This is a genomic window from Thioalkalivibrio sp. AKL7 (assembly GCF_000381705.1).
Taxonomy (GTDB): Bacteria; Pseudomonadota; Gammaproteobacteria; order Ectothiorhodospirales; family Ectothiorhodospiraceae; genus Thioalkalivibrio; species Thioalkalivibrio versutus.
The window spans coordinates 296114-318076 of record NZ_KB906948.1 but is presented as its reverse complement, the minus strand read 5'-3'; the positions used below and the strand labels follow the sequence as shown (position 1 = coordinate 318076).

General features: G+C 66.2%; 18 protein-coding genes and 1 pseudogene. 15 read left to right on the top strand and 4 right to left on the bottom strand.

All coding sequences use genetic code 11. From position 1 onward, the window contains the following. Positions 1-143: 143 nt before the first annotated feature. The 3 genes and pseudogenes from G315_RS0104400 to G315_RS14055 all read right to left on the bottom strand — a co-directional run bounded on the left by G315_RS0104400 (position 144) and on the right by G315_RS14055 (position 3812). Entirely contained in the window at positions 144-851 is a 708-nt protein-coding gene (locus tag G315_RS0104400; RefSeq protein WP_026182036.1) for a hypothetical protein, read from the bottom strand. Between the two features lie 19 nt (positions 852-870). Then, positions 871-3006: an adenosylcobalamin-dependent ribonucleoside-diphosphate reductase gene (locus tag G315_RS0104395; protein ID WP_019612000.1), complete on the bottom strand. Its 2136-nt coding sequence runs from the start codon at positions 3004-3006 to the stop codon at positions 871-873. A 101-nt stretch (positions 3007-3107) separates the two neighbouring features. Next, positions 3108-3812: pseudogene (locus G315_RS14055) on the bottom strand (2OG-Fe(II) oxygenase). Positions 3813-4202: 390 nt separating this feature from the next. Between G315_RS14055 and G315_RS0104385 the strand changes: the two are divergent. The 14 genes from G315_RS0104385 (at position 4203) to G315_RS0104320 (ending at position 17955) form a co-directional block, all read left to right on the top strand. Beyond that, positions 4203-5534 (top strand): choice-of-anchor D domain-containing protein, encoded by a 1332-nt coding sequence (locus tag G315_RS0104385; RefSeq protein ID WP_018144560.1) that lies wholly within the window; start codon positions 4203-4205, stop codon positions 5532-5534. A gap of 581 nt (positions 5535-6115) precedes the next feature. After that, complete coding sequence (gene gspC / locus G315_RS0104380) at positions 6116-6979, top strand: type II secretion system protein GspC (protein ID WP_018176198.1); 864 nt, start codon at positions 6116-6118, stop codon at positions 6977-6979. Beyond that, entirely contained in the window at positions 6976-8895 is a 1920-nt protein-coding gene (gspD, locus tag G315_RS0104375) for a type II secretion system secretin GspD (RefSeq protein ID WP_018144562.1), read from the top strand. Before gspC ends, gspD begins: the two co-directional genes overlap by 4 nt. Further along, positions 8896-10452 (top strand): type II secretion system ATPase GspE, encoded by a 1557-nt coding sequence (gene gspE, locus G315_RS0104370; protein ID WP_018144563.1) that lies wholly within the window; start codon positions 8896-8898, stop codon positions 10450-10452. 4 nt (positions 10453-10456) lie between these two features. Next, positions 10457-11686 (top strand): type II secretion system inner membrane protein GspF, encoded by a 1230-nt coding sequence (gspF, locus tag G315_RS0104365; RefSeq protein WP_018144564.1) that lies wholly within the window; start codon positions 10457-10459, stop codon positions 11684-11686. A 2-nt stretch (positions 11687-11688) separates the two neighbouring features. Beyond that, positions 11689-12159 carry a type II secretion system major pseudopilin GspG gene (gene gspG / locus G315_RS0104360; RefSeq protein WP_018144565.1) on the top strand — a complete coding sequence of 157 codons (471 nt, stop codon included), beginning with the start codon at positions 11689-11691 and terminating at the stop codon, positions 12157-12159. An 8-nt stretch (positions 12160-12167) separates the two neighbouring features. Beyond that, positions 12168-12740 (top strand): GspH/FimT family pseudopilin, encoded by a 573-nt coding sequence (locus G315_RS0104355; RefSeq protein WP_018144566.1) that lies wholly within the window; start codon positions 12168-12170, stop codon positions 12738-12740. Between the two features lie 2 nt (positions 12741-12742). Next, a complete protein-coding gene (gspI, locus tag G315_RS0104350) occupies positions 12743-13135 on the top strand; it encodes a type II secretion system minor pseudopilin GspI (protein ID WP_018144567.1) in 393 nt (130 codons plus the stop codon). Further along, positions 13122-13808 (top strand): type II secretion system minor pseudopilin GspJ, encoded by a 687-nt coding sequence (gene gspJ, locus G315_RS0104345; protein ID WP_026182037.1) that lies wholly within the window; start codon positions 13122-13124, stop codon positions 13806-13808. Before gspI ends, gspJ begins: the two co-directional genes overlap by 14 nt. Continuing rightward, positions 13805-14605: a general secretion pathway protein GspK gene (locus tag G315_RS0104340; protein ID WP_018144569.1), complete on the top strand. Its 801-nt coding sequence runs from the start codon at positions 13805-13807 to the stop codon at positions 14603-14605. Before gspJ ends, G315_RS0104340 begins: the two co-directional genes overlap by 4 nt. A 48-nt stretch (positions 14606-14653) precedes the next feature. After that, positions 14654-15952, top strand: a complete 1299-nt coding sequence (gspL, locus tag G315_RS0104335) for a type II secretion system protein GspL (protein WP_018144570.1) — start codon at positions 14654-14656, stop codon at positions 15950-15952. Next, complete coding sequence (gspM, locus tag G315_RS0104330) at positions 15949-16443, top strand: type II secretion system protein GspM (protein WP_018144571.1); 495 nt, start codon at positions 15949-15951, stop codon at positions 16441-16443. Before gspL ends, gspM begins: the two co-directional genes overlap by 4 nt. Position 16444: 1 nt before the next feature. After that, entirely contained in the window at positions 16445-17263 is an 819-nt protein-coding gene (gene gspN, locus G315_RS0104325) for a type II secretion system protein N (RefSeq protein ID WP_018144572.1), read from the top strand. Next, on the top strand, positions 17260-17955 hold the full coding sequence (locus G315_RS0104320) for an outer membrane protein assembly factor BamD (RefSeq protein ID WP_018144573.1): 696 nt from the start codon (positions 17260-17262) through the stop codon (positions 17953-17955). Before gspN ends, G315_RS0104320 begins: the two co-directional genes overlap by 4 nt. Positions 17956-18237: 282 nt before the next feature. Here G315_RS0104320 and G315_RS0104315 read toward each other — a convergent pair whose 3' ends face one another. Continuing rightward, entirely contained in the window at positions 18238-19014 is a 777-nt protein-coding gene (locus tag G315_RS0104315; RefSeq protein ID WP_018144574.1) for a hypothetical protein, read from the bottom strand. Positions 19015-19503: 489 nt separating this feature from the next. Between G315_RS0104315 and G315_RS0104310 the strand changes: the two genes are divergently transcribed. Beyond that, the gene (locus G315_RS0104310; RefSeq protein WP_018144575.1) at positions 19504-21846 is read left to right on the top strand and encodes a S8 family serine peptidase; all 2343 of its coding nucleotides are present in this window, start codon (positions 19504-19506) and stop codon (positions 21844-21846) included. Positions 21847-21963: the final 117 nt, after the last annotated feature.

Genomic DNA, 21963 nt, shown 5'->3' with positions numbered 1-21963 from the left:
GGCGGCCCTGTCGGCCGAGGGGTTATCCATGCTGGTGGATACGCGATGAGGGCCACCGGCACCGACGAGTCAGGGGCCGGTGGCCTCGGTTTGTTCGGGCGGACCACGGGGAGGCTGCGCGCCCTTTCCTGTCGCCGAAGGAACTAGCACTTGGAATAGCCGCAGTCGCGGCAGGTGGGGCAGCCGTCGATGATCTCGAGGTGGCCGCCGCACTGGGGGCAGGGGGCTGCGCCGATGGTTGTTTGAGCCGGTGCCTCCAGGGTCACGGCTGCGGCGGAATCAGGGGTTAGGTCCTGGTCGCGAAAGGTGGCAGCAAGCTCGCGCAGCGGGCGCGGCTGGCCGTCCGGATCGAGGAAGCCGCGGCGCTGGAGGATTTGTTGCAGGGCGTGGGCAATGGCCGCGACCTCGGAGGGATGGTAGAGGGGCTTGCCGTATTCGTTGGTGCCGCAGCGGACCGGGCCGCGATCCCAGGTGACCTTGCGCAGGTCGCGCAGGGCGTGGGTGGCGTAGCCCCCGCGGGCCGCCAGCGACAGGCTGCGCATGGTGGCGGAGATCCACTGGTAGGACTCGGAGTGCTGCCCGGTGGGCAGGAAGAATTCGATCGGGCGCTCGATGGTCACACGCTCGCCGCCCACCGTGCCGGAAACGGCCACGAAGCTGACCACGAGGTAGACCGTCTGCGGCCCCTCCTGGGTCCAGTAGCGGACCTTTTCGGTGACCGACTCAAGCTCGCCCTCGGGGCGCGACGGGATACGCTTGCCCAGCGGGTTATCGTCGCCCGGCGGTGGACTCTCTCCTGCCGCAACATCCGAGCGGCGAACGGCGATGATGGGCTGGTCGATCCGGTGCATCGTGTCCTCCCCGATGACGTCAGACATCGTCGTAGTAGCCCTCGTCCAGCGCCGCGAAGAGATTGGCGGCGGTGTGCACCTGGCCCTCGTACTCCACATCTTCGTCGCCGCGCAGGGTCACCTCCTGGCCATCCGCCAGGGTAAAGGTGTACCAGGTGCTGCGCAGGCGCTCCGGGTCCATCAGCACGCCCATCTGCGCCTGCGGGTTCGGCCGGTAGGTGGTGCAACCCTTGAGCCCCGCGCGCCAGGCCTGCAGGTAGACCTGCTGAAAGTCTTCGAACGGGAACTCGCTCGGGACATTGAGCGTCTTGGAGATGGCCGAGTCCACCCACGGCTGGGCGGCGGCCTGCATGCGGATGTGGGCGTCCACGCTGACCTGGTCCGCGGTGATCGCGTTGGCGGGCAGATCCCCCGGCCCCGCCTCGGCATCGACCAGAGCGCGGTAGGCCAGCAGTTCGAAGGAATAGCAGTCCACCGCCTCGCGGGTACGCCGCCCGGGCTGGCGGATGTTGCGCGTGGTGTGGTGGAGAAAGGTCGGCTCGATGCCGTTGCTGGCGTTGTTGGCGACCGAGAAGCTGATGGTGCCGGTGGGCGCGATGGAGGTGGCGTGGGTAAAGCGCGCGCCCTCCTCCGCCAGCGCCGCGACCAGGGCCGGGTCCTCCCCGGCGATGCGCTGCATGTAGGCGCTGAAGCGCGCGTGCAGCTCGCGCCCCTTCAGCACGTTGCCGACCCGATAGCCGGCCTCGGCCAGCGCCGGCTGACGACGCAGCATGTCCGCGGTCAGCGTGAAGTCCTCGTCCATGATCGGCGCCGGGCCCTTCTCCCGCGCGAGATCCAGCCCGACCCGCCAGCTCTCCAGCGCGAGACGTCGACAAACCTCCCCGGTGAAGGCTGCGGCCGACTCGGATCCGTAGACCTCCCCCAGCATCGCCAGCGCCGAACCGAGCCCGAGGATACCCATGCCGTGGCGGCGCTTGCGCAGCATCTCGGCGCGCTGCTCCGGCAGCGGCAGCCCCGAGATATCCGCGACGTTGTCCAGCATGCGCGTGAATACGCGCACCACGCGCTCGAAACGGGCCCAGTCGAATGTCGCGTCTTCGGTGAACGGATCGGAGACGAAGCCCGTCAGGTTCACCGACCCCAGCAGGCAGGCCCCGTCCGGCGGCAGCGGCTCTTCGCCGCAGGGGTTGGTCGTTCGGATCACCTCGTCGAACCAGGCGTTGTTCTGGCGATTGACCTGATCGATCAGGATAACGCCGGGTTCCCCGACGTCATAGGTGCTGCGCATCAGGGCCTCCCACAGCTCGCGGGCACGGACGCGGCGGTAGATGCGGCAGGCGACGCGGCCCTGTTCATCGACGCGGTAGTCGTCCTCGATCACCGGCCAGTCGCGGTAGACGATGTCGGATGCGGCCACCTGGTCCCGCTCTACAGGCAACAGCGGGAAGGCCAGCGCCCACTCCGCGTCGCGCTCCACCGCCTCCAGGAAGGCGTCGCGCACCAGCACCGAGAGATTGAACTGGGTCAGCCGCCCCTTGCGGCGCTTGGCGAGGATGAAGCGCTGGATGTCGGGGTGGCCGACATCCAGCGTCGCCATCTGCGCCCCGCGGCGCCCGCCAGCCGCGCCGATGGTCCGGCAGGTCTGGTCGAAGATCGGCATGAACGCGACCGGACCGTTGGTCGGGGCCCCGGCGCCCGCGACCAGCGCACCTTTCGGGCGCAGCGTGCTGAAGTCATAGCCGATGCCGGCCCCGGCCTTCAGCGTCAGGCCGGCAGCGGTATTGGCATCGAGGATGGCCTGCAGGGAATCGCGGATCGTCCGCGAGACGGTGCAGTTGATCAGCGTGGTGTGCGGCTTGTACGCCTCGGCCGCGGCATTGGCCAGGATGCGCCCGGCCGGGATGGCGCCATTGTCCAGCGCCCAGCGGAAGTCCCGCTCGACCTGCGCGCGCTTGCCCGGCACCTCGACCGCAGCGAGCGCCCGCGCCACACGGTCGAACATCGACTCCACCGAACTGTCCACGGGCTCGCCCTGCGCATCGCGAAGCTGATAGCGCTCGGCCCAGATCGCATAGGACGAGGGCTGCAACGGCACGTCGAGCGACGTGTCCCGAGGGGGTAGCGCGTTGTCATGCGATTGCCAGCTGTCGCCCATGATGGCCCGCCGCTCCGCGTTCGATCCGGGGCTTCAGGAAGCCCGTTCTCCGATCATGGGCGCCGGCGGCGGACGCTGCAAGGCAGCGCGGCCGGCATCCATCAGAAGCGGTCGAGGCTGGCGAGCGGGTTCGGCAGGTCGCGGATGCGCATCCAGGAGGCGATGCTGGCGCGCCAGCGGCGAGTGGACAACACGGCATGAGGAACAGCACCAGCGTCCCCGCCCGCGGCCGGATGCGGCGGATCTCGCACCCTTCGCGCTCGTAGATCGCGAACTGCCCACCGTCGCGTTCGCGTCAGTGGCGGTTCAGGTAGGACATCAGCGACAGGCGGCGGCAGTTACCGGCCTGGAAGGCGCCCACGTCCCAGGCGTAGTGGGTGCCCGGGCGGATACAGGGCGAAGTGCGATTCCGTCTCGAACAGGCCCGGGATCAGCGACCGCCTCACCTGCAGCCGGATCTCGTCCAGGCGCGCCATGAACGCCTGCCGGGCGGGGCTCGAACCATCCAGCCAGTGAATCCAGTCGCCACGTGTAGACCGGTCGCGATGGCGCTCCCCCGCACGCCCGATCCGCGCCTGCTCCAGCCGCGCCGCATCCCGCAGCGCATACACCTCGTCGCGCAGGGCGTCGACCGTCGACGCGGGCAGGAAATCAGGCCAGACGAACAACTGATCGCTCGCTAGGGCATCTAGCCAGTCATCCGGCTCGCGGGTTCCGGGGAATGCAACATCAGACGGCCTCGGCAGGCAGGCCGGAACGATCTCGGTGGGGGATGGCCACTCGGGCCGCGGGAGAGGCAGATTCACGCGCAGGGGTCGTCCATTCGGGCCGCCGTGGTGGCACACAGGCAAGTGCTTGCCGAAGCAGTATACCGGGCAAATATCCGCTTAATCGGGGTAGCACCCCGCTTCACGGGACCCCGGCGCGATAACGAGGGGGTAACGGCGTGCCTTCCTCGGCGTTCATTCATCATTATTCTTAGGCAGAAGGTAGCCCTCCGGACGACAGGGGTTCTGGCGCGGCCGGGTCGCCTATGTTCGGCACCGCACGGACCCAGTTCTCGTTCTTCCACTAGATTTTCTCCGTAATCAGGTTCCCGGCGGACAACCCGACGCGCCGCCTGACCGTTCCCGGCACCCGCAACCCTTGCAGGGCACCGATCCGGTCACCCCGCCCATCGATGGAGAAACAAAGCCATGACGCTTGAATATGGAAAGTCCCGACTCCTGGTACCAGCCCTGCTGGCAGCGTCCCTTGGCCTGAGTGGCTGCGGTGGCGGGGGCGGCGGTGATGGCGGCGGTGGCAACACGGCTTCCGGGATCACGGTGGTGCCGAAGAGTTTCGATTTCGGGATTATTACGGAAGGCAACGAGGATCACGTGCTCCCTCGGCAGTTCATCATCCGCAACGAGGGAACAACAACCCACAACATCTCGAGCATGAGTCTGTTTGGGGATCACCCAAACCAGTTTGAGCTGGACGAGTCGGGTGGCAACGCCCCCTGCGGAGCGCCCCCGTTTGACCTCCCGGCCGGCGGCAGCTGTACCGTTGTGGCTGAATTCAAGCCTGTGCGTCTCGGCGAGTTCAATGCCCTGTTGGTTGCGCAAAGCGATGACCCCAACACCCCCACGTTCGGGGGCGTTCTGAGGGGCACTTACGAACCAATCAAGTCGATCCACGTCAACGTCAACCAGGTCAACGCGTGCGCCTTTCCCCCCAAGGCATTTGTGTCCGTCACCGACCAGGCCGACTTCCCCATTCCGAACTTGGTCGCTGGCGATTTCACTCTTGCAGGGTTCGCCCCCGGTAGTTATGGCGTGCAACCGATCAGCCGAAACTACACCGACCTCTCTCTCAGCATCACGATGGACTATAGCGGCAGTATCACCGACTTCCCCGACGCTGTAGACAACATGGAGGCGGGCGCGACATCGCTGGTAGACGCGATGCAGGACAACGATGAGGCGGACATCATCAAGTACGCCGACGATGTCAAGCCCATGACCGAGTATTTCAAATCCGACAAGGACATACTGAAGGCCGCGATCAACAATCCGCCCGACCTCGGCAGAGACACCGCGTTCTACGGCGCAACCGAGGAAGCCATCGCACGGTTCGATAATCCCGGCAGCAACAACGACAGGAAGGCCGTCATCGCTTTGACCGACGGCGAAGATACTGTTGTTGAGGACACGGAGGCCGCGCTGCACGACACTATCGGTGAGGCGGTAGGAGCGGATATCCCTGTTTTCACCATCGGGTTCGGCGAATTCCTTCAGGAAGCTCAGAAAGATGAACTACAAAGGCTCGCGGACGGCACGGGCGGCTTGTTCTACCAGCCAGCAAGTGACGCCAACCTCCAACAGGCCTTTCTGCAAGTGGCCCTGCTACTCTTTGAGTATCAATATGTGATCGAGTTCGACGACCTCTCAGATAAAGAAGGAACCTCACTTGAGGTCACCGTAGCGTACGAGGGTGTCAAGGACGCGACAGGGACCAAGACCATCCAGGCTTGTTCGGGACCGTAATTCCGGCATTCGCCCGAAAGCCATTTTCGGTGCGGGGACGGCGCTCGTTGCGGAAGCCGACGATATCGGCGGTGATGTCCGTCAACCAGGCCGCGTTCGGACACGATGGATGGAGCCGCCGGTCCAGGTGGCTCCATCCACCGGCCGGCGCGGCCTCATCCCATGGTCGTCACGACGAACGCCCGCTTCCAGACCGGGCGCAGCCCCTGTTCCCGAATCCGATGGCAGCCCCGGCAGCGGCCGGCATCCAAACGTGGACTTCACCAGGAGAAATCGACTTGGGAGCCGCAAGACACGACACCTTCGCGCCTCCGGGGCGTTCGCCTCCGCGCACGGGCGCGAGGCGTCTCCGGAAAACCGGAAGCCGCATGGGCCGGGACTCGACCCCACTTGGCGAAAGCGGCATGCTGAACAATGCAGGATCGGGGAATCAGGGGCATCCACGCGAACGGGTACATTAAATCGTGTTCCCCCAGGCCCTATTTCAAGACGCGATCCGACTCGACCTAGCGAGAACCGCCGGGGCCAGCCAACCGAATAAACCGCGAACGCCGTTGACGATGCCACCTTCGCCCCGACTTGTGCCCTTACTCCCGCTCTGGATCCTCAGTGCCGGGCTGCTGGCGGTCACGGCATGGCTGATCGCGGGTCTCGTCTGGTCGATCGCCGTTCCGGGGTACACCTACCCGTCGGGCACCACGGTCCACGCGGAACGGGCAACCGCCAGTCGCCCCGCCCCGTCTCCTGGAGCCGATGCCCCTACTCGGTCCGGGTTTTCCCGAAGCGCCGAATTCACTCCCTTCGGCAGCCCCCGGCAAGCGGGCCAACAGGCCATCGAGAACGCGCCGGAGACCCGCCTGAGTCTTGAGCTCCTCGGGGTCCTGGCGACCGGACAGGGCAACGGTAGCGCGATCATTTCCGCAGGGCGGGCCAATGTCGAGCTCTACCACGTGGGCGACACCATCGGGAACCAGCTGGCGACACTGCATCAGGTACACGCGGACCGGGTCATCCTGGAGCGCGAAGGCCGACTGGAGACACTGCGGCTCCCGCGGGGCGACGAACTGCGAGTCGATGGCGGCCGCTCCGATACCGATCAGCGCTCGTCACAAACCACCGGTTCCCCAGCGCCGATCACGGCCAACATCAGCCGATCCCGCTGGCTCGAGGACCCGCAGCGCGCCATGAATTCGCTGCGTGCCCAGCCCGTAATGCGGGATGGCGCGCTGCTGGGCATTCGGGTCACCCCGACGCGCAACCAGCGCGAATTCGAACGCGCCGGTCTTCAGGAAGGCGACATCATCACATCGATCCAGGGGCAGCAGGTCCGCGACATCGAAGACCCCGAACAGATCCTCGCTGGACTCGGCAACACCGACCGGGTGAACATCACCATAGAACGTGACGGGCAGACCCTGCCGCTGACCATCGAGTTAACCGAATGAGCCTTCGACTCCGCCTTGGCGCCCTTGCACTGTCCCTGATCTGCGCAACGGGGTCCGTCGCAGCGGACGAGCTGACGCTTAATCTTCGCGACACCAACATCAGCAACCTGATCGATCTTGTGTCCGAGGAAACCGGGACCAATTTCATCGTGGACCCACGGGTGCGCGGCAACATCACGGTCGTTTCCAGCCGCCCCGTGCCTCGGGACGAACTGATGGATCTGTTCCACGACATCCTCAAGATCCACGGATTCGCAGCCATTCCGGGCGAATCGTCCACCCGCATCGTGCCCGACGCGCAGGCCAAGCAGGATACGCCCACAATCCTCGATATCGAGGCAGAACCGGACGCCGACGTACGGGGCGGGAGCATTGTCACCCACGTGATCGCATTGCGGCATGTCGCCGCCGCCCAGCTCGTTCCGGTCCTTCGCCCGCTGATCCCGCAAGGGGGGCATCTTGCGGCGGCCACCGAGCCCAACACGCTGCTGATTTCGGATACGCGCAGCAACGTGCATCGCATCCGTGCCCTCGTCGAACGCATGGACCTGCCATTCGCTGACGATTTCGAGGTCATTGAACTCCGGCACGCCCGCGCCGGGGAACTCGCCGAGCAGCTGCAGGTTCTGGCCCGGGAGGGCACGGGAGAGCTCGCCACACCCCAGGTCCTCGCGGATCGTCGCAGCAACGCCATCATCCTCTCCGGGCGCGAGGAGTCTCGCCTGCGCCTGCGCGGGCTCATTGCCCAGCTTGACCGCGAGATGGAAGAAGGGAACGCACGCGTGCACTACCTGAAGTATGCGCGGGCCGAGGAGGTTGCCGAACTGCTGCGCAACATCGCCGAAAAGAGCCCGGATATCGGCCCCGACGAACAGGGCGGAAACAGGATCCACATCGAGGCACACGAGTCCACAAACGCCGTGGTGACCTACGGCCCCTCCGACTTCATCCGCGACTTCGACATCATCGTGGAGCAGCTCGATATCCGCCGGGCGCAAGTCCTGGTCGAAGCCGTCATCGCGGAGGTCTCGTCGGATCGCGTGCAGGACCTCGGCGTGCAGTGGGGCGCCATCGGAAACAGCGGTGCCGGGGTCCTCAACTTTTCCGGCCCCGGGTCACGCGGGATCCTCGAACTCGCCGCGGGCGTGGAGGGGTTCCTTGACGGGAGCGTGTCCTCCCCCCCGGATATCGGGGACGGCCTGACCGCCGGGGGCGTGGGGTCGACCGGAAGCACGCGGATCGCGGCCCTAGTCAACATGCTGCAACGCGACACCTCCAGCAACATCCTGTCCACCCCCAGCCTTCTGACACTGGACAACGAGGAAGCCGAGATCGTGGTCGGCCAGAACGTGCCGTTCATCGTCGGACGCTCGATCGAGGATTCGGGCCAGGCCTTCGACACGATTCGTCGCGAGGATGTCGGGGTGAAGCTTCGTGTGCGGCCTCAGATCAACCAGGGCAATGCCGTGCGCCTGGAGATCGAACAGGAGGTCTCGCAGTTGGCGCCGGGTACTTCCGGCGCGGCCGATCTCATTACCAATACCCGGACACTGAAGACCCACGTCCTGATCGATGACGGCGACATGCTGGTGCTCGGCGGGCTGATTGAAGAACAGCAAACGGACAGCGAGGCGCGCGTCCCCGGGCTGGGCAGCATCCCCGGGCTTGGGCGACTCTTCCGGGCGGACCGCAACCAGACCGAGAAACGAAACCTGATGGTGTTCCTGCACCCGCGCATCGTCCGGGACAGCGCCCGTGGCGCCGAGCTGACCAGCGAGAAGTACAGCTTTATCCGCGGCGAGCAACTGCGCGAGCAGGCGCGCACCCAGCAGCGCAGAAGCCCGGTCCTGCCGGAATGGGAGCGCCTGACCCAGCTCCCGCCCAGCTTCGAAGATGTCCATGGCCATCGCGACTGAATGGCCGAGGGTACCCCGGCCATGAGCGCGGGGGCGACCCGGGAACTCGTGCCGGACGCCCCGAACGCGCCCGGGACGCCGGTGACCGGTACGTTCGCCGTGAGCTACACCTTCGCGCGCCGGGTCGGCGCCGTGCCCGGCGATCTGGTCGCGGGCAAGCGCCAGATCTTCCTGCGCCACGACGCCGATCCGCAGGGGCTCCTGGAACTGCGCCGACGCAGCCCCGAGCCGCTGAACCTGCAAACCGTCGACGACAAGACCTTCGAGCAGCGGCTGCGCGAGCGCTACGAATCCTCCAGCTCGCGGGCCATGCAATCGATGGAGGAGCTGGATGGCAACCTCGACCTGTCGAGCGTGGCGGAATCCCTCGCCGAGCCGCAGGATCTCCTGGAGGCCGAAGACGATGCCCCGATTATCCGGCTCATTAATGCGCTGCTGACGGAGGCGGTACGGGAAAACGCGTCGGACATCCACATCGAGCCCTTCGAGAGCCGCCTGGCCGTCCGGCTGCGCGTGGATGGCGTCCTGCGCGAAATTCTGACCCCGCCCGCGGGGCTTGCATCGCTTATCGTCTCGCGCATCAAGGTGATGGCACGGCTGGACATCGCGGAGAAGCGTCTGCCGCAGGACGGACGCATCTCCCTCAGGGTCGCCGGTCGCGCGGTGGACGTGCGCGTCTCCACCCTGCCCTCGGGCCACGGAGAACGCGTGGTGATGCGACTGCTGGACAAGCAGGCCGGTCGCCTTGACCTTACCCACCTGGGCATGGATCCGGATACCCGTGACACCCTCGAACGGATTGTCACGCGGCCGCACGGGATCGTGCTGGTCACCGGCCCGACCGGGTCGGGCAAGACGACCACGCTGTACGCGGCGCTGACCCGGCTCAATGACCGCAGCCGCAATATCCTGACCGTCGAGGACCCGATCGAGTACTACCTCGACGGGATCGGACAGACCCAGATCAACAGCCGTATCGACATGACCTTCGCCCGCGGCCTGCGAGCCATCCTGCGCCAGGACCCGGATGTCGTGATGGTCGGCGAGATCCGCGATGTCGATACCGTCCAGATCGCGGTGCAGGCGAGCCTGACCGGTCACCTGGTCTTTTCGACCCTGCATACCAACTCCGCGATCGGGGCCATCACGCGCCTGCGCGACATGGGCGTGGAACCGTTCCTGCTCTCCTCGACCCTGAACGGGATTCTCGCCCAGCGGCTGGTACGGGTCCTTTGCAAGGACTGCCGCGAACCGCACCCGGCATCGCCACGGGAATGCGAACTGCTGGGCGTAGCCTCCACGGAACCTCCCACGCTCTACCGTGCGCACGGCTGCCCGAGCTGCAACGAACTCGGCTATCGCGGCCGGACCGGCATCTATGAGCTGGTGGAAGTGAACGAACGCCTGCGCACACTCATTCATGACAATGCGAGTGAACAGGCCATGGTCCAGGCCGCGCGCGAGAACAGCGTGAGCCTCCGCGCCGATGCCTGCCGGCGGGTTCTCGACGGCACGACCAGCCTCGAGGAAATGCTGCGCGTCACCGAGGCGGGCTAGGGCCATGCCCGCCTTCGAATACCAGGCGCTGGACGCAGCCGGCCGAACGCACAAGGGCGTGACCGAGGGGGATACCGCCCGCAGCGTCCGGTCCCAGTTGCGCAGCGAAGGCCTGACCCCACTGGATCTGCTCGAAATCGGCGAATCCTCGGCCGCCACGCGGGGTACCCGGACCCACTCGGGACGCGGCGGGGCCGGCGGCATCGGCGCCCTCGACCTCGCGCTTGCGACACGCCAGATGGCCACGCTTGCGCGCGCCGGCCTGCCGGTGGAGGAATGGCTGGCGACCGTCGCACGCCAGTCCGAAAAGCAGAAGGTACGCAACATCCTCAGTGCCGTGCGCACCCGGGTCATGGAGGGGCATTCGCTGGCCCAGGCGCTGGGCGCATTTCCGCGCGCGTTTCCCGAGATCTACCGCAGCACCGTCTCGGCCGGCGAGGCCTCGGGGCACTTGCACCTGGTACTGGAGCGTCTGGCCGAATACCTCGAGAATCGCCACGCGTTGCGGCAAAAGGTCATGCTCGCCCTGATCTATCCGGTCATCCTGACCCTGGTGGCCCTTGGCGTGACCGTGGGCCTGGTTGTCTATGTCGTACCCGAAGTGGTCCAGGTCTTCGAGGGCCTGGACCAGCAGCTGCCCACACTGACCCGCATGCTGATCAGCACCAGTGATCTGTTGCGAACCTATGGCCTGTACGCACTGATCGCCCTGGGCGTGCTCGTGGCATTGCTGGCCCACTGGCTGCGCAAACCCGGGCCGCGCATGCGCTTCGACCGGCTGGTATTGCGCCTCCCGCTCGTGGGGCGCTTGGTCCGGGGGCTCAACACGGCCCGGTTTGCACGCACCCTCAGCATCCTGTCCGCCAGCGGGGTGTCACTCCTGGATGCGCTGCGAACCGGCGCCGAGGTCATCGACAGCCGCCCCATGCGCGCCGCGGTGGAGGATGCCTCGCTGCGAATCCGCGAGGGCCGCAGCATCGGTCAGGCCCTGGAAGAGACGGGATACTTCCCGCCGATCACCGTACACTTGATCCGTAGCGGCGAGTCCAGCGGGCGGCTCACCGAGATGCTGGAACGGGCCGCCGAGACCCAGGAGCAGGAGGTCGAATCCCGCATCAGTATCAGCATGGGCCTGTTCGAACCCTTGCTGATCCTGACCATGGGCGGCATCGTCCTGGTCATCGTCCTCGCCATCCTGCTCCCGATCTTCGAACTCAACCAGCTGGTGAATTGAACATGCAAGAACCCCGCTCTGCCTGCCTTGCGCGTACCGGATTCCGCGGTGCCCGAGGTTTCACCCTGATCGAGATCATGGTGGTGGTGGTCATCCTCGGCATCCTTGCGGCCATCGTGGTCCCTCGCGTGATGGATCGCCCGGACGACGCCCGGATCACCAAGGTCAAGCAGGATATCCGCACCATTGAAACTGCTCTGAATCTCTACCGTCTGGATACTGCCCGATATCCCACCACCGACCAGGGACTGGATGCCCTGGTGGAACGCCCGCGCAGCGGGCCGGAAGCCCCCCAGTACCGCCAGGGCGGCTACATGGACCGCCTGCCGAGCGACCCCTGGGGCAACCCATACCAGTACCTGAACCCCGGGCGACATGGCGACTTTGACGTCTTCAGCTATGGCGCCAACGGACGCCGCGGTGGCGAGGGCATCGAGGGCGAAATCGGCAACTGGAACATGGACGAATTCTGAGCACGCCCATGGCGACCCGCCGCGCATGCCCCTCCGGCTTCACCCTGATCGAACTGCTGGTCGTGATGTTCGTGATCGGCGTGGTGGCCAGCATCGGCGTGCTGTCCATGAGCCAGCTGGGCAGCCGGAGCCTCGAACAGACCGCTCGCCAGCTGGCGGGCCAGATCGAACTCGCCCGGGAACACACCCTGTTGACCGGCCAGGCGCTGTCCATCGGAATTGGCACGCAGGGGCTGGTCATTCTGGAGCGCCAGTGGCTCGACGACGCCCGGGTCACCTGGACACCGATCGAGCGGGGGCCGCTGGGTCCGCGGGACTTTCGGCAACACGGGCTGCAACCACGGCTTTATGTAGACGGGCGGCGCAGCAGCCTCCGCGAAGGGCCGGAGCATAATCGCATCGCCATCAGCAGTAGCGGCGACATCGAACCCTTTGAATTGGTGCTGGAAAACCCCGACGGGCAAAGCGGTTTCGTGCTCCGGGTCGAACGGGGTCAACCCATCCAGGCCTTCGAGCACCCGCCACCGGTAGGCGGCGAGCCCCGCCACCTGTTGATGGCCCGTCCGGCACAGCCCAACTAGCCATGGCGGCACGCGGCACACGGCGCGGATTCACGCTACTCGAGGTCCTGATTGCCCTGGTGGTGCTCGGCGTCGCCCTCGGGGCCCTCATCAAGGCGGGCAGCGAACACGCGCGCAATACCGCCTATCTGCAGGAACGTACACTGGCCGGATGGGTGGCCAGCAACCTGCTCGCCGACTACGAGGCCGGGTTGCGGCGCGTCGATGTCGGTACCGAGCGCATTCAGTCCACCCTCGCGGACCGCGAATGGGAGGCCAGCATCGAGATCACCGATACGGTCATCGACGCCCCGCTGGAGCTGCCGGCGGTGCGCCGTATCGAGGTCCGGGTGTGGCCGCTCGATGGCGACCCCGACCATCCTCTCGTGCAGACGACCGGCTATGCATTGCCCTGAAATGCCGGCACATCGGCCATGTTCATTGGGCGCCTCGCGCGGCTTTACCCTGCTGGAGCTGCTCGTGGCCGTGGCCGTGTTCGCCACCGTTGGCGTGCTGGCCATCGGCGGACTGCGTGCAGTGCTGATGGCGGACCATGCCACGCAAGCCCAGAGCCAGCGCCTGGCGGAGCTACAGGTCACGCTGGCGGTGCTGGAACGCGATCTGCGCCACAGCATCGAGCTGCAGCCCCGCGACGGCTACGGCGACCGCCTCCCGGCCCTGCGTTACAGCCCGGTCACGGACCCGCGACAACTGGAGCTGGTACGGGCGGGAAGCGGGGAACACGGCCGTCTGGCGCGGGTCGCCTGGAGAGTCAGTGAACGCGGGCTGGAACGGGTTACCTGGCCGGTGCTGGACGGTGCCCTGCCGGAATCCGAGCAGGTGCGCCTGTTTCTCGGTCGGGACGCACATGCCGGGGAAAGCGCCACGGCGGATCGCGAAATGACGTGGGACACGGGCGATGAACTGGAGATCCGCTTCGACTTTGTCGATGGCGACACCCAGGAGGTCACGGACAGCTGGCCACCGCTGGATAGCGGCGACCGCCGACCGACGCAGGTGATCGTCCGCCTGGTCGTTCCGGGACTCGGACCCGTCGAGCGCCGCATTGCCCTGCCGGGGGCCCAGTGAAGAACAGACATTCGGGTGCCGCGCTGATCACGGCCCTGCTGGTGGTCGCGATCGCCAGCGTGACGGCGGTCACCATGACCATGCGCGACAATCAGCAAGTGTTCCGCGCGGCCACCATCCAGGACCAGGATCGGGCGCGGCACCTGACCCAGGGGGCCGAAACCGTCGCCCTGCACATGCTGGAAAGGCTGCCAGATTACGACGACCTGCCGTGGGAGGGCTGCGCGTCTCCCACATTGCCACTGGAGGTCGAGGGTGTCGGCGTGCGCGCCCGCCTGGAGAATCTTCACTGCCGCTTCAACCTCAACAGTCTCGGACGCGCCGATGACCCGCCCCTTGAGGCCTTCGCCGGCCTGATCGAACAGGCCCTCGCGGCAACCGAGGGTCAGTCGGGTAACGCCCAACGCCTGGCGGTCGCCGTACATGACTGGATGAACCCGGAAACGGACGACCCGGTATATCGCGGCCTGGAGCCGCCCCGGCTCAGCGGCAACCGCCCGATGCGCCTCGCGTCGGAATTGCTTCAGGTACACGGGTTCGACCCGGACCTCTGGCAGGCGCTGGCACCCTGGGTCGTGGCCCGGCCGGGCACCGACAACGCCATCGACATGGAACGCGCCCCGGACTCCGTCACCACCGCGGCGCTGGGTCAGGCGACCGAACAGAGCCGCGACGTTCGCTATTTCCGTCTGCAACTGGTTGTCCGCATCGCCGGACGGGATTATTTTCACTGCGCGATCCTCGATGGCCCCAACGGGCGTACCATTATTCGCGAACACGCTCCCTGCGAACCCTGAACAAGAAGACTGGATGCCTGCAGACGCCTTTCACTCACTGGACTCGGCATGAACTGGTTCCTCTTCCAGCTGCCAGAACCCGAGATGCTGGGCGCGGATACGCCGCTTCGGCTGCGCTGGCTGCGGCTGCGCAGGAACGGCGCGCTGGCGGATCAGGGCAAGGCGGCACCGGACGAGCTGCGCGCCCTGATCGCCGCGGACGACCATGCGGTTGCACTGCTCCCCGGGGAACGCGCCCCTCTCCATCGGGTGTTCGTGCCCGGGAAGTCGGGCCGCGTGCGTCGCCGCGCGCTTCCGTTCGCCCTGGAAGACCGCCTCAGCGAGGATCTGGAACAGCTCCGGATCGTTGCCGGCCCTCGCCACGGTACCGAGACCCTGGCCGGCGTGGTCGCGCATCGGGACCTGGACTGCTGGCAAGACTGGCTTCGCGAGCTCGGCATCCGCGTGTCGCACATGATCCCGGATCTTGCGCTACTGCGAACCCTGGACCCGGGCGATCAGGTCTTCCTGCTCTCGGGAACGCAACGCAGCATCGTGCTTTCGCCCGAGGCCGAACCCCTCGCGATGCCCCGGGAAGTCGCCAGCTGGTGGTTGCAACAACGCTCCGCCGCCACCACGGCCTCCGATGACACCAGCGCCAACGAAACGCGGCCTCCCCAGACCGCCGTTCATGTGGTGGGTCCGGCCGCCGAACCCGACCCGCACACCCCCCTCCAGCCGCCGTCCGAATGGTCCGGCGACGTCCTCGAGCTCCTGCTGGCCGGGGTGCAATCGGGAGGCCTCCCGCCGCCCGAACTACAGCGCGCCGTACGGGCTGCCCTTGCCTTCGACTTCGCATCGCCCGCCGAAAGCCGGACCTCGCTCGGCGCCCTTCCCGCACCATGGCGCGCACCGGCGGCACTGGCGCTCGTGCTGGCCGCCGTCTGGCTTGGGTCCGTGTGGCTGGAGGCCTGGCAACTCGAGCGGGAATACCGGGCGACCGAACGGGACATCGCGGCCCTGTTCGAGGAAACCCTGCCGCAGGCCCGCATGGTCGCCCCCGTGGCCCAGTTCGAGGGCCTGCTGGGACAGGCCGAATCGGACACGACGACTGCGACCATACACAGCCCGCTCGGCGAAGCCCTTGCCAGCATCATGGAGGGCCTCGCCCCGCGCGACCTGACCCTGCAGCGTCTGCGGGGCGACCCGGATCGCCTCGAACTCGAGCTGGAGGGCAGCGGAATCGCGGAACTGGAACAGTTGCGCGAGGCCCTGCGCGAAGCCATGTCCGCGCGTGTGCGGATCGTCTCGGCCGAAACCGGCGAGCAAGGCGTCCGGGCACGCATGACCATCGAGCAAGAACCATGAAGGCCTACTGGGACGCCCTGCAGACACGCGAGCAACGGATCCTGCTGGCAGGTGGCTTGGTCCTGCTCATCGCAGTGGGGTTCCTGGGCGTCGTCGAGCCTCTGCTGGAAAGCCGCGAACAGTCCCGCGACCGACTCACCGAGGCGCGCGCGGAACTGGCCTGGATGCAGGCCACCGCCCCCGAGGTCGCGGCCGCCCGCAGCCGCGAACCGACACAGGACAATCAGCGCCCGCACCTTGAAGGCCGCTCGCTGATCGCCCACGTGGATGCCTCCGCGCGAGCCTTCGGTCTCGGCGAATACCTGGCACGCGCGCGCCCTGGCGATACCGGCGTGACCCTGCACCTCGAGGGGGCGCCCTACAGCGACCTGATGCGCTGGCTCGGCGAACTGGAACAAGAAGACGGCGTCGTGCCCGGACGCATCTTGCTGGAACGCGTCGTCGAACCGGGGCGCATCAATGCCGAACTCTTTCTGACCCGCGAGTCGTAGTGTGACCGTCGCCGCCAACAACCGCGTCGATGAACGCCACCGGGATCGCCCCGCATGGTTCTCGCTGGGGGCGCTTTTTGTTCTCGTCCTGCTGCTTGCGCTGGTCGTACGCGCGCCCGCTTCCGTCGCGCTGGCGGGTGCCGAGCGGTGGGCCGGTTTGCCGGAGACGATCACCTGGGAACAGGTGCACGGGTCGCTCTGGCAGGGTAGCGTCGAGGGGGTTCAATCACCGGCGGGGCCGCTGGGCCAGCTGCACTGGGATGTGCGACCCGGCGAGCTTCTGCGCGGGGGGCTGGGCGCCGACATCCACTGGGCCCCGCCCGGCGGCGGCGAACTCCGGGGAGCGCTCCGGCTCGGCCTCGACAGCGTGCAGCTCTCCGGGCTCGAAGGGACCCTGCCAGCGGCCGCCCTGCATCAGTGGGACACGGGCATCCCCCTGGTTCTGGACGGCCGGTTGCAGACCAGCGGACTGCACCTCCGGGTCCATCGGGACGGAACGGTGGAACACGCCTCGGGGCGGGTCAACTGGCAGGAAGCGGCCGCGGGCCTCCCCCGCCCCTTGCCCCTGGGCGAGCAACGCGCGACCCTGCGCGAAGAGGACCAGCGCTTGGAGATCGACCTGGATGCCTCGCCAGATGCCGAACTGGGCATCACCGGCACGATTCGCCTGGACCTGCGTACGGATCCCCCGGGCATGGATGCGCGGGTTTTGCTGGACCCGCGCGCCCACGCCGATGCCGCCATTCAGCGTTTGCTCGAAAACAATCTTCGCCGTGACGACCAGGGACGGTATCTATGGACCGCAGGATCAGCCCCGTGACACCCGAACGAAACCCGATAACGCCCCGCCGGTTCCGGCCTGCCTCCCCGACTGCCGCGCTGACCGCCAGCGCACTGTTCGGCCTGATGCTGGCGGGTTGTGCCACCACCCCGCCAAACGGGTCCCAGCCCCCGCCAGAGGATATCCGCTATGCCCTGGAACGCGGGGACTGCCGTGCGGCTTACAGTGCGCTGGATACGGCCGACGCACCCGCCTCGGTCGACGTCCGCCTGTCGGTCGCCCGGGTATGCCTGCAGCGCGGGGAATTCGCGCGCACCCGCAACCTCACCGATACCATCCGCCAGGAGAACCCGGATCATCCGGATATCGACTACGCCGCGTATCTCGGTGCCCTGGCGCATCTGGGAACGTGGAACCGGGCCTCGTCCGCGCCACCCAAACAACGCAGCGAACAGGGCCGCCAGGTCTTCCTCCAGCTGGCCGCCTTCCTCAACGACTACCCCATGTCGGAGTACGCGGAGTCCATTGCCCCGCGCCTGGCCCGCCTGCGCGAGAACCTGGCCGACATCGAACTGGAGATCGCCGACCGATCCGCCGCGGCAGGACACGCAGACGAGGCCCGCGCCCGAATCGAGTACGTGCGCGACTATTACCCGGGTACCACGGCCGCCCAAACCGCCGCCGAAAGACTGAAAGCACGTGAAGTCGACGAAGACGATTCCAGGAACTGACCGACCAAGCGACACACCCCGACAGCCGGCAGGGCCGCCTGTCGCATTCCCGCCCCTCACTAAGCAGGGCAAGTCGCCCCCCCTCGGGAAGTCGACAGGTCCACCAGGACGAAAGAGAAGTCCGTACGGGATGTAGCCGTGACCGATAGCTGGTCTCTGGCGCACCCCTTTCCATCCGAGGCAACAAAAAGGGCCCGGATCCATCTGGATTCGGGCCCTTGTGGAAAGGCTGCCAAAGCGGTTCATCTGAACACGCAAGCCAACCCCCAGGGTTGACCAATATCAGAGCACTGGCTGCAAGGGCCGGAAGACAATGGCATTCGGGTTGGAGACTACGATCTGCAGAATTTCGCCCATGCCCGGCTCGTTCAGCAAGGCCGCAAAGCCAGTGTAGTCTCCGTTCAGATTGTCACATCCCTCAACCGTCATATCGACCGAGTAGAGATTCTTGTCCGGATTCAGGGACCGCGCCCCTCCGGAATAGAAACACCCCTCACTGTCCTGGGCAAAGAAGTCGCCCGCAGCATCGATAGGGACTACAACATGGTATCCAGGTTCATAGTAGCCCCAACTACCTTCGATCATGTCCGTATCCGAAGGCTGGTCGTACTGGGTGTCGTATTCAAGGGAAACCGTACCCTCGGTGTCCAGTGAGGTTTCGAATACCAGACTCATGGATTCTGACGTCGTCACCGTGCCTTCCAGCACAGCATCCGCGAAGTACCAGCCGTTGATTCCGTAAGCACGGACATCGGCATTCACCCGCTCACCCGTTACCGAGTATTCGCCAGCGTAAATGACCCCCTCGTCCTCGCTGATCGCAAACACCCGGCCGTCGTAGAAAAGTCCTTGGGCATCGAACGTCCCAACGCCTTCTTCGGTGAAGGTGCCACGCCAGATGCCTTCTGCAGACGCTTGTTCCTGTTCATCGCCTTCATCGCTCCCGCTTGAAGAACCGCCACCACCGGACGACCCTCCGCAGCCTGCCACCAGGGCGATTGTCACGGCCGCAAGGCCGAGCTTCCATGCAGATCCCTCTGCCGATTTCAGATTCCACATACTTCCCTTCTCCCTTTTATTTTTTCCATAAAGCCTGTGAGGGCTTGGCCGAGTCTAAAGAACCGGGGATTCAATCACCAGCCGCGCAAACAGCCAGAACCCATATGGAAAGCCACTCCTGACCGATACTAAAAGACCGAACTGGGCAGGGTTTGACAGTCCCAGCCGCCCGGACCTGCGATTCTTGTTCGACCGCGGCGAGTTCCTTCTCGCGTCGGCGGCCGAGCGAGCTTGAAGGACAGCGCGCTGGGCGCACCCGTCGAAATCGCCGATGCCCCAGACATGCTGGTGACCCGGAGGAGCTTTGGAGTGAAGCAGTCATTCGGCCCATCAAATGGCGACGTGCATCGCCATGAACCAGCGCGATCGATGCGGCAGGTCTTCGCATGGATTTCACTGGCGTTGTCTTCGGCGCTTCTGGCGGTCGGGTGCGGGGGTGGGGGCGGCGGATCATCCAGTGGGGGTTTCGTCGTGTCCGGGAGCATCGAGGTGCAGGCCTTGCATCATGTCGATTCCGATACGAACGACCCGGAAAGCCGGATCTCCAGCAACAACGACCTGGCCAATGCGCAAGCGGTGCGCATGCCCGCCATCATCGGCGGATTTGTGGCCAGCCCCCTGACCGACAGCCGCTTCGGCTCGGCCGGAGACCCGGATGACATATTCGTGGCCGAGTTCGAGGCCGGCGACCAGGCCTTGCTGGAGTTCCCGGATCCCGCACGGGCCGATCTCGACCTGAACCTGATTGATGAAGACGGGATGCTGGTGGATGCCTCCATCGGGATCGACGGTTTCGAACGCGTCGTCGCACCCGAGGCCGGGCTTTACTATGTCCGGGTATCGGCCTATTCGGGCCAGTCCGCGTACCATTTGCGACTCGACTCGTCGCAGCTGCTGGACCCCGCGCATGCGGCAAGCCTGCGTGTGGCGGATGACTTTGTGCCGGGCGAGATCATCGTGCGCAGCGCGGACGAGATCCGCCCATTTGCACAAGGGAAAACCCCGGCCGACATGCTCCTGCAGAGGATTTCCGGGGCGCCGGGACGCGAGCAGCTCTGGCGCATCCCCGAGGGTCATGCGGAGGCAGTCATCAGTACGCTGGGCCTGCATACGCCCTCGATCTCGCCCGCAGTGGCCTGGCGCACCCCGGAACACGCCGCTCGCCATGACACCCTGCGCGTCATCAAGGCGCTGCGGGGACAACCGGATATCGTCTCGGCATCGCCCAACTACCGAATGACTCCCCTGCGGACGACGCCCAACGACCCACACTGGGGAGATCAATGGTTCCACGAAGCCATCAACCTGCCGCAAGCCTGGGACATCACCACCGGCCAGGAAGCAGACGAAGAGGTTGTCGTGGCCGTCATCGATACCGGCGTCTACCGCGAGCACGAAGACCTGGACGAGAACCGACTCTTCCCGACAAAGCGGTTTGTCTGCGATCCGGCAGACAGCACCTGTGATGAAGAGCGTTCCTGGCATGGTACGCACGTCACCGGAATTATCGGGGCGGCCACCGACAACAGTCTGGGCGTCGCCGGCATCTCCTGGGGGGTGGACATCCTCCCCGTCTGGACGCTGAACGGGACCGGGACCCTGAACGACACGCTACAGGGGATTCGCTATGCCGCGGGTCTGCCGAACGACTCCGGCACCGTACCCGACAAGCCGGCCGACATCATCAACCTCAGTCTCGGGGGCGGTGGCTACAGCGCAGAGGCCGATGCACTCTTGCAGGAGGTACGCGAGCTCGGAATCCTGGTGGTCGCGTCCTCGGGCAACGACGGAGTCGGCACGGTCGGCTATCCCGCGGCCTACGAATCGGTACTGGCAGCGGGCGCCACGGACCGCAACGCCGAACGCGCCTGGTACAGCAACTACGGCCCCCGCCTGGACCTGGTGGCGCCCGGGGGCGTCATGATTCACCCCGAAGACGGCATCCTGAGCACCTGGGTCAATGACACGGGCGAAACCCTTGCATCGGACTACGCATTCCTTCAGGGCACTTCAATGTCCACAGCGGTCGTTTCCGGCGTCCTTGCGCTGGGCCACGCGGTGAATCCGGAGCTCTCCCCGGGATTGCTGCTGGAGCTGCTCGAATCGGGCCAGCTCACCCAGGACCTGGGACCCACGGGTTGGGACCCGGAAACCGGGTGGGGCGAGATCGACGCGCATCAGGCGGTCCAGGAGATCGCGGCCCGGGCCGGCTCGGGAGAGCTGGCACCCCGGATCTCGGCATCCCCACAAAGCCTGAACTTCGGCTTCACCGGAACGGGCCTGGATCTGCGCCTGCGCAACGGGGGCGATGGCACCCTGCTGATTGAAGACATCGCCTCGCCCGCGACCTGGCTCACCGTGGAACAACACGCGGTCACCGACGACGGTCTGGGGCTTTATCACGCCTACGGGCAGCGCGATGCCCTGAGCCCGGGCGACTACGAGTCTCGCTTGCGCATCACCGCCGACAACGGCGACCCGCGCGACATTCCGGTCGGCATCCGGGTCGCCGAGCGCGACCCGCAAAGCGATACCGTGGGACGGGTCTACGTACTCCTGCTCGACCGCGACGATCGCGTCGTGGCGCAAACGGCCCTGGAACCCGAGTTCGGGACCTACCGCTATCGCTTCGAAGGGGTGCCCGCCGGGGATTATCGCGTGGTCGCCGGCACCAACATCGCGGGCGATGACCAGATTTGTGCCGGCGCCGAGGCCTGCGGAGCCTGGCCTCAATATGGAGCCCGCGAGACCTTCCGGGTGGATCGCGACCGTACCGGACTCGACTTCGGAATCGCCTGGCGGCCGTTCACAGACGGTGGTTTTGCCCTGTAGCCCCGCTGCCCAGCGCTTGGGGTGAACTGGATCACCGGGCCTCGCACCGGGACGCGGGAAACGATTTACACCTAGAAACAGAAAGGGGTGCCGGGTCAGAACCCGGCACCCCTATGG

Bases quoted from the DNA above. Each gene is read 5' to 3' on its own strand.
- G315_RS0104400 (WP_026182036.1), bottom strand. From the start codon at position 851: ATGCACCGGATCGACCAGCCCATCATCGCCGTTCGCCGCTCGGATGTT.
- G315_RS0104395 (WP_019612000.1), bottom strand. From the start codon at position 3,006: ATGGGCGACAGCTGGCAATCGCATGACAACGCGCTACCCCCTCGGGAC.
- G315_RS0104385 (WP_018144560.1), top strand. From the start codon at position 4,203: ATGACGCTTGAATATGGAAAGTCCCGACTCCTGGTACCAGCCCTGCTG.
- gspD (WP_018144562.1), top strand. From the start codon at position 6,976: ATGAGCCTTCGACTCCGCCTTGGCGCCCTTGCACTGTCCCTGATCTGC.
- gspE (WP_018144563.1), top strand. From the start codon at position 8,896: ATGGCCGAGGGTACCCCGGCCATGAGCGCGGGGGCGACCCGGGAACTC.
- gspF (WP_018144564.1), top strand. From the start codon at position 10,457: ATGCCCGCCTTCGAATACCAGGCGCTGGACGCAGCCGGCCGAACGCAC.
- gspG (WP_018144565.1), top strand. From the start codon at position 11,689: ATGCAAGAACCCCGCTCTGCCTGCCTTGCGCGTACCGGATTCCGCGGT.
- G315_RS0104355 (WP_018144566.1), top strand. From the start codon at position 12,168: ATGGCGACCCGCCGCGCATGCCCCTCCGGCTTCACCCTGATCGAACTG.
- gspI (WP_018144567.1), top strand. From the start codon at position 12,743: ATGGCGGCACGCGGCACACGGCGCGGATTCACGCTACTCGAGGTCCTG.
- gspJ (WP_026182037.1), top strand. From the start codon at position 13,122: ATGCATTGCCCTGAAATGCCGGCACATCGGCCATGTTCATTGGGCGCC.
- gspL (WP_018144570.1), top strand. From the start codon at position 14,654: ATGAACTGGTTCCTCTTCCAGCTGCCAGAACCCGAGATGCTGGGCGCG.
- gspM (WP_018144571.1), top strand. From the start codon at position 15,949: ATGAAGGCCTACTGGGACGCCCTGCAGACACGCGAGCAACGGATCCTG.
- G315_RS0104315 (WP_018144574.1), bottom strand. From the start codon at position 19,014: ATGTGGAATCTGAAATCGGCAGAGGGATCTGCATGGAAGCTCGGCCTT.